At 64.0% G+C, this 13,869-nt stretch carries 11 protein-coding genes; 5 read left to right on the top strand and 6 right to left on the bottom strand.

Annotated elements, in window-relative coordinates; all coding sequences use genetic code 11:
- Positions 1-60: 60 nt before the first annotated feature.
- The 6 genes from ABIB99_RS01555 to ABIB99_RS01530 form a co-directional block, all read right to left on the bottom strand.
- The gene (locus ABIB99_RS01555; RefSeq protein WP_063984740.1) at positions 61-735 is read right to left on the bottom strand and encodes a spermidine synthase family protein; all 675 of its coding nucleotides are present in this window, start codon (positions 733-735) and stop codon (positions 61-63) included.
- A gap of 30 nt (positions 736-765) precedes the next feature.
- On the bottom strand, positions 766-4,002 hold the full coding sequence (locus tag ABIB99_RS01550; RefSeq protein ID WP_354174547.1) for a bifunctional cytochrome P450/NADPH--P450 reductase: 3,237 nt from the start codon (positions 4,000-4,002) through the stop codon (positions 766-768).
- Between the two features lie 131 nt (positions 4,003-4,133).
- Positions 4,134-5,129 (bottom strand): alpha/beta fold hydrolase, encoded by a 996-nt coding sequence (locus tag ABIB99_RS01545; protein WP_354174546.1) that lies wholly within the window; start codon positions 5,127-5,129, stop codon positions 4,134-4,136.
- 10 nt (positions 5,130-5,139) lie between these two features.
- Positions 5,140-6,690 carry a WS/DGAT/MGAT family O-acyltransferase gene (locus ABIB99_RS01540; RefSeq protein WP_028157105.1) on the bottom strand — a complete coding sequence of 517 codons (1,551 nt, stop codon included), beginning with the start codon at positions 6,688-6,690 and terminating at the stop codon, positions 5,140-5,142.
- Between the two features lie 46 nt (positions 6,691-6,736).
- A complete protein-coding gene (locus tag ABIB99_RS01535; protein WP_354174543.1) occupies positions 6,737-7,537 on the bottom strand; it encodes an esterase/lipase family protein in 801 nt (266 codons plus the stop codon).
- Positions 7,538-7,795, bottom strand: coding sequence for a DUF6489 family protein (locus ABIB99_RS01530; RefSeq protein ID WP_008139320.1), 258 nt, complete (start codon positions 7,793-7,795; stop codon positions 7,538-7,540). It abuts the gene before it with no gap.
- Between the two features lie 385 nt (positions 7,796-8,180).
- On the opposite strand from ABIB99_RS01530, the gene ABIB99_RS01525 reads away from it, so the two are divergent.
- The 5 genes from ABIB99_RS01525 to ABIB99_RS01505 all read left to right on the top strand — a co-directional run bounded on the left by ABIB99_RS01525 (position 8,181) and on the right by ABIB99_RS01505 (position 13,859).
- On the top strand, positions 8,181-9,776 hold the full coding sequence (locus ABIB99_RS01525; protein WP_354174541.1) for an ABC transporter substrate-binding protein: 1,596 nt from the start codon (positions 8,181-8,183) through the stop codon (positions 9,774-9,776).
- A 104-nt stretch (positions 9,777-9,880) separates the two neighbouring features.
- Complete coding sequence (locus tag ABIB99_RS01520) at positions 9,881-10,861, top strand: ABC transporter permease (protein WP_063984746.1); 981 nt, start codon at positions 9,881-9,883, stop codon at positions 10,859-10,861.
- Positions 10,862-10,871: 10 nt separating this feature from the next.
- The gene (locus tag ABIB99_RS01515) at positions 10,872-11,843 is read left to right on the top strand and encodes an ABC transporter permease (RefSeq protein WP_354174538.1); all 972 of its coding nucleotides are present in this window, start codon (positions 10,872-10,874) and stop codon (positions 11,841-11,843) included.
- 43 nt (positions 11,844-11,886) lie between these two features.
- The gene (locus tag ABIB99_RS01510) at positions 11,887-12,873 is read left to right on the top strand and encodes an ABC transporter ATP-binding protein (protein ID WP_354174536.1); all 987 of its coding nucleotides are present in this window, start codon (positions 11,887-11,889) and stop codon (positions 12,871-12,873) included.
- Positions 12,870-13,859 (top strand): ABC transporter ATP-binding protein, encoded by a 990-nt coding sequence (locus ABIB99_RS01505; RefSeq protein WP_085404388.1) that lies wholly within the window; start codon positions 12,870-12,872, stop codon positions 13,857-13,859. The genes ABIB99_RS01510 and ABIB99_RS01505 overlap by 4 nt, the downstream gene beginning before the upstream one ends.
- Positions 13,860-13,869: the final 10 nt, after the last annotated feature.

Raw genomic sequence — 13,869 nt, 5'->3', positions numbered from 1 at the left:
CTCTTTGCGGATCGACCGCCCCGGATTTCGCTTCGCTCCATCCGGGCTACAAATCGCCGCCTAGCTCCTCCTCGCGATCCAGATCACATGGCGCGCGCCGCCGCCTCGTCCGGTGGCGCGAACGTTGACTTCGTTCACATCGAAGCCGGCGCTGCCGAGGCGCTTGGTGAAGGCCGGGTTGGGTCCCGACGACCAGACGGCGAGCACGCCGCCCGGCCGCAGCGCCACCTTCGCCGCTTTCAACCCGCTCGCATTGTAGAGTGCGTTATTGCCCTTCCGGGTCAGCCCCTCCGGCCCGTTGTCGACGTCGAGCAGAATGGCGTCGAAGGCCGACCGCTGCGCGCGGATGATCCCGCCGACGTCAGTCTCCCGGATCTTCACCCTGACATCATCGAGACTGTCGCCAAAGACCTCGGCCATCGGGCCGCGCGCCCAGGCGACCACCGCCGGCACGAGCTCGGAGACCACGATCTTCGCCTTGCTCCCGAGCACAGTCAGCGCCGCGCGCAGCGTAAAGCCCATCCCGAGGCCTCCGATGAGGACAACGGGTTTTGCGACCGTCTCGATCTGCTTTGCCGCGAGAGTTGCGAGCGCGGCCTCAGAGCCCGACAGGCGATTGTTCATCAGCTCGTTGGTGCCGAGCTTGATGGAGAACTCCTTGCCGCGCCGCATCAGGCGGAGCTCTTCGTCGGAGCCGGGGATTTTGGCGGTGTCGATCTTTTCCCAGGGAATCATGGGAGAGCTTTAGCACGATCGGACGAACAATCACCCTCCCGCCCAGACGTCCAGCACATAGCGGTTCTTCGCGCCCATCTCCTCGATCCAGCGCAGAGCCGTGGCGGCATCGCTGCCGCTCTTCTCGCGATGGATCGCAACGAGCGCGGCCTTCACGTCGGGCTCCATCTTGCCGCCATCGCCGCAGACATAAATGATCGCGCCCTGCTCGATCAGCAGCCAGACCCTGTCCTTCTGCGCGGCAAGCATGTGCTGCACATAGGTCTTCGGTCCATCTGCACGCGAGAATGCCGTGAAGAGCTCGGTGATGCCGCTTGCCGCCAGCCCCTTCAGCTCCTCCGCGTAGAGAAAATCCTGGTCGGGATGGCGGCAGCCGAAGAACAGCATGGCCGGACCGAGCGCGGCGCCCTTCGCCTTGCGCGCAGCGCGCTCCTGGAGGAAGCCGCGGAACGGCGCCAGTCCGGTGCCCGGGCCGATCATGATGATCGGCACGGATGACTCATCGGGGAGCCGGAAGCCGGCCTTGGTCTCGCGCACGGTGGCATAGATCGCATCGCCCGCACGCCGGTTGGAGAGATAATTCGAGCAGATGCCTTTGTAGACACCGCGCCCGGAGGCGGCCGGCCCTTCGACCACGCCGACCGTGACGCTGCATCGCGCCGGGTCGACCGACGGCGACGACGAGATCGAGTAATAACGCGGCGCCAGCAGCGAGAGCATTTCCAGATAAGCGTGGAACGGCAGTTCGCAGGCCGGATATTCGAGCAACATGTCGAACACCGATTTGCGCCTGGCCAGAATCTCGGTGCGATAACGCTCGAGCGGCTCGGCCTCCTCGCCAACGAAGGCCAGCAGCTTAGGCTTGGTGACCGGGCAGCGGGTGTGCTCGGCCATGATCTGGATCTGCTTCCGTGTCGCCACCTGCTGCAGCTCGACGAACTCGCTGAGCAGGCGTCCGACCGAGACGGCATTGCCGACCGGCAGCTGCGCGCGGCGGCCTTCGGCGACCTGAAGCCTGATCTGGTCCGCCGGCAGGAAGCCGAAGCGACGGGCAACCGAATCCACCAGCGTCGGATCATTGCGCGGGACCACACTCAGATGATCGCCGACGCGGTAGGTGATGTTGGACGGCAGCTGCACCTCGATATGGCGCGTCGAACGCTCGGACGGATTGGCGCCGGACTTGTTCTGAAGCTCGTCATTGACCAGCACCTTCATCGCGACAGCACCGCCCTGGGCCACGATGGTGTTGACGGCGGTTACTGCGACAGGCTCGATCGCATAGAGCGGATCGTCCTCCGCGGTGCGGGTGAAATTCCAGTCGATGCCGAATTCCTTGGTGGCAACCTGCGCGGCCGCAGGGAACCATTTCTGGAACTGGCCGTCGAGATCGCTGCGCGCATCGCCTTCGCCGCGCGGATAGACTGCGCGCGCACCATGCTTCGACAATTGCTCGTCGATGAAGCGCGGCACCGATTGATAGGTTGCCGCCCAATCGCTGTTGCCGCAGCCGAACACGGCGTAGCGCACATTGGCAAAGGCATCTATCGGCAGATCGTCGCCGAGCCATTTGACGAACTGCGTCGCGTTGTCAGGCGGCGCACCGTTATAGGAGGCGCAGATGATCAGCACGCCGCCCTCCTGCGGCAGCTTGCCGACGTAATCGTCGAGCGGCCCGAGATGCACGGCAAAGCCGTTGATCTCGGCAAGATCGGCCATGCGCGTCGCCAGCTCCTCGGCCGTGCCGAGATTGGAGCCGTAAAGCACCAGCATCGGCGTGTTGTGGCCGGGCCGCGCCGTCGGCTGACGCGGTGCTCTCGGCGCTGAAACCGCAGCCGCGATGGGCCCGCCATAAGCGCCGCGCTCGCGATCGGCGCGCGGACGTACCTTGATCTTGAAGCCTTCCGGCTTCATCGTCAGCGTTTCCTTCAGATGCATCTGATAGCGCTGGTGATCGATCAGCTTGAAGCGTTGGAGGATCATGCCGAGCGCGAGCGCGGCCTCGTGCATGGCGAAGCCGCGGCCGATGCAGGCGCGCTGGCCGTTGCCGAACGGCTTCCAGGCGTTGATCGGCCGCTTGGCCTCGGCCTCGCGGCTGAAATTCTCGGGATTGAACGCGTCGGGATTTGGACCCCAGACCGAGGGATCGCGATGCAGCGCCGTCACCAGGATGGTGATGAAGGTGCCCTTCCTGAGCCTGTACTGGCCGCCGCCGATAGTCTCGTCGTTCAGCGGCGAGATGCCATAGGCCGGCGCCGGCGGCCACAGCCGCAGCGCTTCCTTGAGGATCTGCGTGATGTAGGTGAGCTGCGTCACCTGCTGGTAGGTCGGCTTCGCGTTGACGTCGGGGCCGAAGACGCGGTCGACCTCGTCATAGGCCTTCTTGAGAATGTCCGGGTGCTTGAGCAGAGCGTAGAGCGTGTAGGACAGCAGGCCGCTGGTGGTCTCGTGGCCCGCGATCAAGAACGTGTTGATCTGGTAGCGGATGTTGATGTCGTCAAGCTGCTCGCCAGTCGAGCGGTCGACGCCGGTCATCATCGCGGCGAGCATGTCCTTCTTGTCGTCGATCCCTTCCGCGCTCTTGCGGCGCTCGGCGATGATCTCGTCGACCATCTTGTTCATGAAGGCGACGTCCTCGGCGAGCGTCTTGCGCCGCTTCTGCATCCACAGCTGCTCGAACGGCAGGCCGCGCGTCATCATGATGGTTTCGAGCGAACGCACCAGCGACTCGACGAAGGGATGGTAGTCGCGCCGATAGAAGGAATTGAAGCGGTACTCGAACCCGCACAGGCCGATCGTGTCCAGCGTCAGCGCGGTCATGTCATGGACGACGTCGATCTCGTCGTCGGCGTTGAGCCGCTCCCATTTGTTGACGAGCTGCTCGGCGATATCGACCATGCTCGGGTGATAGGACTGCATGGCGCGGTTGCCGAACGGCTGAAGCAGGATGTTGTGCGCCTTGCTCCAGTTCGGCTCCCTGGTGTCGGCCGTGAACAGGCCGTCACCGCCGACCGCGCGCACGCGGCGCAACGCACCGCGCACCGTCTTGTCGAAGCGCTTCTCGTCGGAGAGCTCGTCGACGAGATCGTGGCCGGAGACGACGACGATCGGCGAGCCCATCATGTCGAGCCAGAAGATCGGCCCGAGCTCCTTGGCAAGCCGGGTCAGGTGCTGCACCGGCGCGGCCGAATCCAGCGACAGCATGTTGCCGACCACCGGCTTGGTCGGCGGCTGCGGAATCGGGTCCAGACGGTTCTTGGATGGCATCGAAATGTAGTCCCCCTGCCTCAATGTCGTCATTGCGAGCGAAGCGAAGCAATCCAGAATATATCCGCGGAGGCAGTCTGGATTGCTTCGTCGCTTCGCTCCTCGCAATGACGCGTTCGCAACGACGAGCGCTAGCCAAACCGCCTTCTACGCCATTCGATCAACTTGGCGCTGACCTCTTCCGGCTTCTCCTGCTGCGTCCAATGGCCGCTGTCGCGGACCAGATATTTTTCGAGATCGGGAATCAGCTTGTCCATGCCATCGGCGGAAGACGGCGGCAACACCGCGTCGTTCTCCGCCATGATCATCAGCGACGGCACCCGCACCGTATGATCGAGCCCTTCGGCGCGAATCCAGTTGCGCGACATGTTGCGGTACCAGTTGATGCCGCCGGTGAAGCCCGTTCTGGTGAAATTGTCGACGAACACCTTTTTCTCTTCCGGCGACAGGATCGGCGTGCGCGGATCGTGCTTCGCGTCGTAAGCCGCAATCATCTGCGGAAACGCCAGATTGACCCGCGGCGAAGCGCCCACGCCGGCAATCACTTCCTCCGCCGGCGCATCGGGCGGGCGCGGCGCCGGCTTGCGCATGAACGCATCGAATGTCTGCTCGACGCGACTGCCGAAGATCCTGTCGGGTTCGCGCGCCGGATCCTGGAACTGCACGATGTACATCTTGTCGCCGAAGCGAGCGCGCAACAGCTCGATCGGATCGGCCCAGGCACGGTTGGTATGAGGCGTGTTGATGCCGACCACCCCCGCGACCCGGTCGACGTGCCGCAGCGGCATCTGCCAGACGATGAAGCCGCCCCAGTCGTGACCAACGAAGATGGCCTTGTCGATCTGGAGATGATCGAGGAGCCCGACGAGGTCGCCGGTCAGATGTTCGATGTCGTAGGCCTCGACCGGCTCGGGCCGGTCGGTCGCGCCATAGCCGCGCTGGTCCGGCGCGATCATCCGAATGCCGGCCTCGCTCAGCGCCTTGATCTGGTGACGCCAGGAGAAGGCGAGTTCCGGCCAGCCGTGGCACAGCACCATCGGCGGCTTGTCGCTGACCGGGCCCGCCTCGTAGTAGCCCATGCGAATTCCGTTCGTCTGCACGAACTTGAGCGGTGGCATTTCAATCATCGCAATATTCCTACTCTGCGGCGCCCTTGACGTCGGCCGCCGGCGGCGCATAGGCCGCCTCCAGCGCGGCGAACTCCTCCGGTAGCATGTCGCACATCACTTGCACGTGCGGAATGATGTTGGCGCCGACGATGAAGCCGAAGTCGAGCTGGTCGCGATAGCTCTGCACGGTGATGTTGAGTGCCTGTCCATGCGTCGAGATCGACACCGGGAAGATGTGCAACAGCTCCGCGCCGGCAGCATAGAGCGTCTGCCGCGGCCCCGGCACGTTGGACACCGTGATGTTGGCGGCCGGCGGCAGCACGTCCGACAGGTTCGAGCGGCTGTAGAGCAGCGCCAGAACCTGTACCATCATCGGCGCACCCAGCATCGAGATGTTGGAAATCTGCGGCATCAGGGCCCGCAACGGATGCGACATCTCCTTGGACTTGGTCGACTGCGCGATGATCGCCTCCAGCCGCGCCTTGGGATCGTCGATATTGGTCGCGATCGAGCAGATCATGCCGAACACCTGGTTGTTGGCCTCGGTGTTGCCTTCCTCGCGCAGCGAGATCGGTACGGCGGCGGTCAGCGATTTCGCCGGCAGCGTGCCATATTGCTGGAGGTAGCGCCGGACCACGCCGGAGGCGAGCGCCAGCACCACGTCGTTGAGCTTGCCGCCGGCCTGCTTGGCGAGCGCTTTTGAACGCGACAGCGAGATCGAGACGCCGGCAAAGCTGCGTTCCGAGGAAATCGTCTTGTTCAGCATGGTCGGCGGCGACACCATGCTGGCGAGGCTTTCCCGGGATTTCGGATCGGAGATCTTGCCGAGCACGTCGGAGACGCTCTTGACCATGGTCGGGATGTTGCCGGCGAAGCGCACCGCGCTCTCGATCTGGTACATCGCATTGTCGAACAGGATCGAGCCGATGTCGCTCTTGCCCGTGCGCGGCAGTTGCAGGTTCTTCGCGGCGGCCGAGGCATCGAGCGGCTGGGTGAAGAGCTGCTGATAGGAATCGAGCAGGTTGGCGGCGATGTCGCGCGGCTCCTGTCCGGGCTTGCTGCCCGCCGTCGGCGGATCGACCTTCCGGGGGGTGGGCGAGATATCGTAGATCATGTTGGTCAGCGCCGCCCCGGCGCCGCCGTCGATGGCGGCGTGGTGCATCTTGGAATAGAGCCCGACCTCGTTGTCCTTCATGCCCTCGAACACGTAGAACTCCCAGAGCGGCCGGGCGCGGTTCAAGAGCTTGGCGTGCATCCAGCCGACGATCCGTTCGAGCGTGGCGCGGTCGCGCGGCTGCGGCAGGCTGGCGCGGAAGATGTGGCGGTCGATGTCGAATTGGTCGTCCTCGACCCAGGAGGGATGATCGATATCAAGCGGCGCCTTCTCCAGCCGTGCCTTCAGGATCGGCGCGATGTGCAGGCGCGAGACAATCATCGCCTTGAAGTCTTCGAAGAAGTCGCCCTTGTAGTCGTCAGGCAGGCGAAAGATCGCCATGCTGCCGACATGCATCGGCATCTCCGGCGTTTCCAGATAGAGAAATGATGCGTCCAGCGACGACAGCTTCTTACCGTCAGCCATAGTTCCCTCCGCTAATTTTGACGGGCGCCTTTGCCGGCGCTTCTCGTCAGGCCGATACTGCCCGTTCCGGCGGGGCATATGCAATGGCAAACGGCCCTGCCCGGTCAAACGGCCAGAATTCCCCCTCCGGTTGCGCCAGGCGGTCCGCCACGGCCCACAGCGCCGCGGGGTTCACGCCAAGCCCGATATGGCTCGCCAGGTGCACCTCGATGTTCTCGGCGCGGTCGGAGGGACGCAACAAGCAGGTTCGCCAGTTCACGACACCGTCGGCGCGCGAATAGATCGACGTCGCCGGCACCGGCAGATCGCCGGCGATCGCCTCGCGCAGTTCGGCAAAATCCTCGACACGATCGCCGGACAACGCTTCGTAGAGCCGCGTGGCGTTGGTCGCCCGCACGTCGTTGGCAAACGGGCTGCCGAGCGTGACGACGTAACGGACCATCTCGGGCGCCTGGAGTGCGAGATCGCGGGCATAGACGCCGCCGAGACTCCAACCGACCAGGCTGACCTTGCGTCCGCTCGTGGCGTGGATTTCGGCAAGGCGCGTCCGCAAGGCCTCCCTCATCCGCCCCAGCCCACCGAGATTGCGCCCCATCCGCCAGGCATGCGCCTCATAGCCGAGCTCGCTGAGATAGCGCCGCATCGGCACCATGGAGAGATCGCTGGCGAGAAAGCCCGGCAGTGCCAGCACCGGATGGCCGTCGCCCCTGGGCGCGCGCATCAGGAGCGGCGACAGCATCAGGCTGGCGTTGAATTCGAAAAGTCCACGCGCTTCGGCCAGCAGCAGGCCGAGGCTCGGCGGACGAAGCCGGCCCGACGCCTGCGGCTCGTCCGGCCCGGGCGACATTTATTTCTTCTTGTCGCCGCTGCGCGGGCTGCCGAGGCCGGCCATGGTGACGAACATGTCCTGAAACCGCTCGGCGATCTTCGGATCGAAGGTGAACCAGCTCTGGATCAGCGACTCCGGCGAGACCTTTTCGATGTTGGACATCATCTGCTGTTGCAACTTGTCCATCACGGCGGTCTGCATCGGCATCACGTCGGGTAGTCCGAAGAACTGGCGGGCTTCAAGGGGGGTGCAGTCAATTTCGATGTTAACTTTCATGTCCCCTCCAGATGAGATTCGAGCGGCCTGTCGCAGTATCGCCGCGAGACGGTGTGCAACGCAAGCGACCTGAGGCTGGCGGCCGGCCTTGCTTCCGCGATCGGCGGATATGGTCAATGAAATCGCGCCCGCCATGAGCCCGCTTCCTCGGCGCCCGGCGGGGCACGAGGGCCCCGCGGCCGGGGACTTCACCGATCGAAAGTCGAATATCGCCCGCGAACCCCTCGCCGCCAGATTGTCGGCCAGCATTGCTGCACAGCGGCGCAACTTGGCGCGTTCCTTGCTGGAATGGCGCTTGCACGGGTCGTGAACTCTGGGCAACATGGATTGGGACGCCCGCCGAACAATCAAAAATCACGGCGCGGCAGAGTGGAGAGGGTCAAGAATGTCAGTCGGTCGAACTCTGTTTGCGGCGACGCTCGCCGGTACGCTTGCGTTGGCGGTCTCGCCGGCGTCGAGCCAGACGCTACGTTATGCCAACCAGGGTGACCTGAAGTCGCTCGATCCCTATACGCTCAACGAGAGCACCACCCACGCCCATCTCGGTCACGTCTATCAAGGCCTCACCGCGCGCGACAAGGACCTCAAGATCATTCCGGCGCTGGCGGAAAGCTGGGAAACCCCGGAGCCGACCCGCTGGCGCTTCCATTTGCGCAAAGGCGTGAAATTCCACAACGGCGATCCCTTCACCGCCGACGACGTGCTGTTCTCGGCCGATCGCGTCCGCAAGAAGGGGTCCAACATGCAGACCCGCCTTGCTCCGGACGTCAAGGTGATCAAGGTCGACGACTACACCGTCGATTTCGTCCTGCCGTCGCCCAATCCCATCCTGCATAACGCGTGGGATGTCTGGTACATCATGGACAAGAAATGGGCCGAGGAGAACAACGTCGTCGACCCGACGCCGGTGGCGGCGACCACGCCGAGCTACGCCTCGCTCCACGAAAACGGCACCGGTCCCTTCATCATCGAGAGCCACCAGCCCGGCGTGAAGACGGTGTTCAAGGCCAATCCCAATTACTGGGGCAAGGTCGAAGGCAATTTGAAGGAGATCATCTTCACCCCGATCGCCTCCGACGCCACCCGCGTCGCCGCGCTGCTGTCGGGCGAAGTCGACGTCATCGAGCCGGTGCCGATCCAGGACATCTCCCGCGTCGATTCGAGCCCGAACGCCCAGGTGCTGAAGGGGGCGGAGCTGCGCACCATCTTCATCGGCTTCGATCAGGTCCGCGACGAGTTGCTCTACTCCAGCATCAAGGGCAAGAACCCATTCAAGGACATCCGGGTCCGCGAGGCCTTCTACAAGGCGATCGACATCGAGCTGATCAAGACGCGCGTGATGCGCGGGCTGGCGACGCCGTCGGCACTGATGATCGCTCCGGAATTGTTCCTGCTGTCCAAGGAGTTCACCCGGCCGAAATTCGACCCTGACGGTGCCAAGAAGCTCCTGGCCGAGGCCGGCTACCCCGACGGCTTCGAGGTCACAATGGATTGCCCGAACGATCGCTACGTCAACGACGCCGCGATCTGCCAGGCCGTCGTCGGCATGCTCGCCCGCATCGGCGTCAAGATCAATCTGCTGGCGCAGCCGAAGGCGCAATACTTCGCCAAGGTGTTGAAGCAGGGCGGCTACCAGACCTCGTTCTACATGCTGGGCTGGACGCCGAGCACGATGGACTCCCACAACGTGCTCTATGACATCATGGGCTGCCGCGACGATGCGAAATCCTCGCGAGGCGAAGCCAATCTCGGCGGTTACTGCAACAAGGAGTTCGACGCCATCACCGACAAGGTGCTGGTCGAAACCGACACCGCCAAGCGCAACCAGCTGATCAAGCAGGCCTACGAGATCGGCAACAAGGACTGGTCCTACATCCCGCTGCACCAGCAGGCGCTGGCCTGGGGCGTATCGAAGAAGGTCAACCTGCCGCAGCGCGCCGACAATCTGGTCATGTTCCACTGGGCGACCAAGAAGGAATAGCGACAGTTGAACACGAGGTCCCGGCAGCGTCAGGCTTCCGGGACCTTTCCTTTTCCGGCTGACAAAGACGTCAGCCAAACGCACACCCAAGGATAGTGGAAGGCATGCTCGCTTTCACTCTTCGCCGCGCCCTTCAGGCCATCGGCGTCATGTTCGCCGTCGGCATCATCGCGTTCTCGATGTTCCGCTTCGCCGGCGACCCGGTCAACCAGATCGTCTCGATCGATACGTCGGCGGCCGAACGCGAAGCTGTGCGCAAATCGCTCGGCCTCGATGATCCCGTGCCGGTGCAGTTCGTCCGTTATTTCGGCAACGCCGCGCAGTTCAAATTCGGCGTCTCCTATCAGTTCCGCCAGCCGGTCTCTACGCTGTTGATGGAGCGCATGCCCGCGACGCTGGAACTGGCGATCTGCGCGACCGTATTCGCAATGGTGTTCGGCATCCTGATGGGCGTCTATTCGGCGCTCAAACGCGACACCGTGCTCGCCAAATTATTCCAGGCGGTTTCGCTGATCGGCATCTCGTTGCCGACTTTCCTGATCGGCATTCTCCTAATCTATCTGTTCGCGGTGACATTGGGCTGGTTGCCCTCGTTCGGTCGCGGCGAGGTAGTCAAGCTCGGCTGGTGGACGACCGGGCTGCTCACGCTGTCGGGCCTGAAGGCGCTGATCATGCCCTCGATCACGCTCGGCCTGTTCCAGATGACCCTGATCATGCGGCTGGTGCGCGCGGAAATGCTGGAAGTGCTTCGGACCGACTATATTCGCTTCGCTCGGGCCCGCGGGCTGACCACCCGTGCCATCCATTTCGGCCACGCGCTGAAGAACACGCTCATTCCCGTCATCACGGTGGCCGGACTGCAGTTTGGCTCGGTTATTGCATTTTCGATCATCACCGAAACCGTATTCCAATGGCCCGGCATGGGACTTCTGTTCGTGCAGGCCGTGCAAAACGTCGATATCCCGATTATGGCCGCCTACCTGCTGATGGTCTCTCTGATTTTCGTCACCATCAATCTGGTGGTCGACATCCTCTACACCGTGGTCGATCCGCGCCTGCGCTCGACCATCGGCCGCGCGGCATAAGGCAGCCTCCATGTCCGACGTAGTCGCCTCAAATTCCGACAAGCCGAGCACGCTGCCGACGCATGCCGCCCGCAGCTGGCTCAGCCGCGCGCTCGACAGCGACATCTTCTATTCGTTCCGCCGCTCCAAGCTGACCATGGTGGCGGCGGCCATTACCGTGCTGTTCTTCCTGCTCGCGATCTTTGCATCGGCACTCGCGGTGCAGAACCCGTTCGATCCGGCGCAGCTGCAATTGATGAACTCGCGGATCTCACCGCTCTGGACCGCCGACGGCCAGAGCCCGTTCCTGCTCGGCACCGACGAGCAGGGCCGCGACGTGTTCTCCGCCATCCTCTATGGCTTGCGCATCTCGCTCGCCGTCGGCGTCGCCGGCGTGGTCTTCGCCGGCGCGCTCGGAATCGCGCTCGGCCTGATCGCCGGCTATTTCGGGGGCGCGGTCGACGGCGTGATCATGCGGATCGCCGACGTGCAGCTGACCTTCCCCGCCATTCTGATCGCGCTGCTGGTCAACGGCATCGCGAAATCGATCCTCGGTAACCGGCTGGATGCCAACAGCATGCTGGTGGTGCTGGTGATCTCGATCGGCCTGAGCTTCTGGGTCGGATATGCCCGGACGGTGCGCGGTTCCGTGATGGTCGAGAAGAACAAGGACTACGTGGCCGCAGCGCAGCTGATCGGCCTGCCCGCGCCAAAGATCATGCTGCGGCACGTGCTGCCCAACACGATGGGTCCGATCCTGGTCATCGCCACCATCAACCTCGCACTCGCCATCATCACCGAGGCGACGCTGTCGTTCCTCGGCGTCGGCCTGCCCGACACCATGCCGTCGCTCGGCACGCTGATCCGCATCGGCAACAACTATCTGTTCGCGGGCGAATGGTGGATCGTCGCCTTCCCCGGGCTTGCGCTCGCCGCACTGATCCTGTCGATCAACCTGCTCGGCGACTGGCTGCGCGACGCGCTCAACCCGAAACTTCGATGAGCAAGACTTCGATGAGCAAAGCTTCGATGAAATCGCCTCGCCCATGACCGAACCCGTACTCTCCGTGCGCAATCTTCAGGTCGAGTTCGCCTCCCGCCGCGGCACGTTGCGCGCGATCGACGGCGTCTCGTTCGACATCGCCAAGGGCGAGGTGCTCGGCGTGGTCGGCGAATCCGGCGCCGGCAAGTCCGTCACCGGCCTGGCAGTGATCGGCCTGATCGATCCGCCCGGCCGCATCGCCGGCGGCGAGATTCGTCTCGCCGGCCAGCGCATCGACAATCTGCCGGCCGAGGAGATACGCCGCATCCGGGGAAAACGGATCGGCATGATCTTCCAGGATCCCCTCACCTCGCTCAATCCGCTCTACCGGGTCGGCGACCAGATCATCGAGACGATCAAAACCCACCTGAACCTGTCCGAGACGGCCGCCCGCCGTCGCGCCATCGACCTGCTCGCCGAAGTCGGCATTCCCGCACCGGATAAGCGCATCGACGGCTATCCCCATGAATTCTCCGGCGGCATGCGCCAGCGCGTGGTGATTGCGCTGGCGATCTGCGCCGAGCCCGAGCTGATCATCGCGGACGAGCCAACCACCGCGCTCGATGTCTCCGTACAGGCGCAGATCATCTCGCTGATCAAGCGGCTCGGCCGCGACCACGGCACCGCCGTGATGCTGGTGACCCACGACATGGGCGTGATCGCGGAGACCTCCGACCGCGTCGCGGTGATGTATGCCGGCCGCGTCGCCGAGATCGGCCCGGTACAGGACGTCGTCAGGAATCCGCTGCACCCTTACGCCAAGGGCCTGATGGGCGCGATTCCGACGCTTGCCGGGGACGACAAGCGCCTGGTGCAGATCCCCGGCTCCATGCCGCGCCTATCGGCGATCCCGCGCGGCTGCTCGTTCAATCCGCGCTGCGCCTTCGCCTTCGATCGCTGCCGGGTTGAACGGCCGGAGCCACTATCGCGCGGCACCCAATCCGTTGCCTGCCATCTCTACGACACCGTGCCTGCGGAGAGCGCGGCATGAGCACGCCTTTCGTCCAGGCCACAAATCTGCGCCGCGTCTTCGACGTCTCAAAACCCTGGCTCAACCGCGTGCTCGAAGGCGGGCATCTCGAATATCTCAAGGCTGTCGATCACGTTAGCTTCGACATCAGGAAGGGCGAGACCTTTGCTCTGGTCGGCGAGTCCGGCTCGGGCAAGACCACGGTGGCGCGAATGGTGGTCGGCCTGCTGCCGCCGAGTTCCGGCAACGTGCTGATCGACGGCATCTCGATGACCGATCCACGGCAGGCGCAGGCGCGGCGAAAACTGCGCCGCCGCATCCAGATGATCTTCCAGGACCCCTATGCGAGCCTGAACCCGCGCTTCCGGGTCGATGCCATCATCTCCGAGCCGATCCGCGCCTTCGACCTGATCCAGGGCGAGCGCGATATCCAGGCGCGCGTCGGCGAACTGCTCAGCCTTGTCGGTCTGCATCCCGACGACCGGTTGAAATTTCCACACGAGTTCTCCGGCGGCCAGCGCCAGCGCATCGCGATCGCGCGAGCGCTCGCCTCCGATGCGGAGTTCATCGTCTGCGACGAGCCGACCTCGGCGCTCGACGTCTCCGTGCAGGCGCAGATCCTGAACCTGATGCGCGACCTCCAGGATAAGTTCGGCCTAACCTACATGTTCATCAGCCACAACCTCGCCGTCGTCCGCCACATGGCGAGCCGCGTCGGCGTGATGTATCTCGGCCGCATCGTCGAGATCGCGGAGGGACGCGAGCTGTTCGCCCGACCGCGCATGCCCTACACCAAGATGCTGTTGGGCGCCGTGCCTGACCTCGCTATGTCGGGCCGCCAGCGCATTCCGGTGAAGGGCGAGATTCCGAACCCGATCAATCCGCCGCCCGGCTGTGCCTTCAATCCGCGCTGCCCGCTGGCGTTCGATCTCTGCCGCAAGGAAGCCCCGGAACTGATCGCCGGCGTCGCCTGCCATGCGGTGAACACCGCGCCGGTCCCGGCGTGACGCGCGCGTG

This window comes from Bradyrhizobium sp. LA6.1 (assembly GCF_040547805.1).
GTDB lineage: Bacteria > Pseudomonadota > Alphaproteobacteria > Rhizobiales > Xanthobacteraceae > Bradyrhizobium > Bradyrhizobium barranii.
Note: the sequence above shows the minus strand (reverse complement) of the source record. Positions and strands in the feature narration are given on the sequence as shown.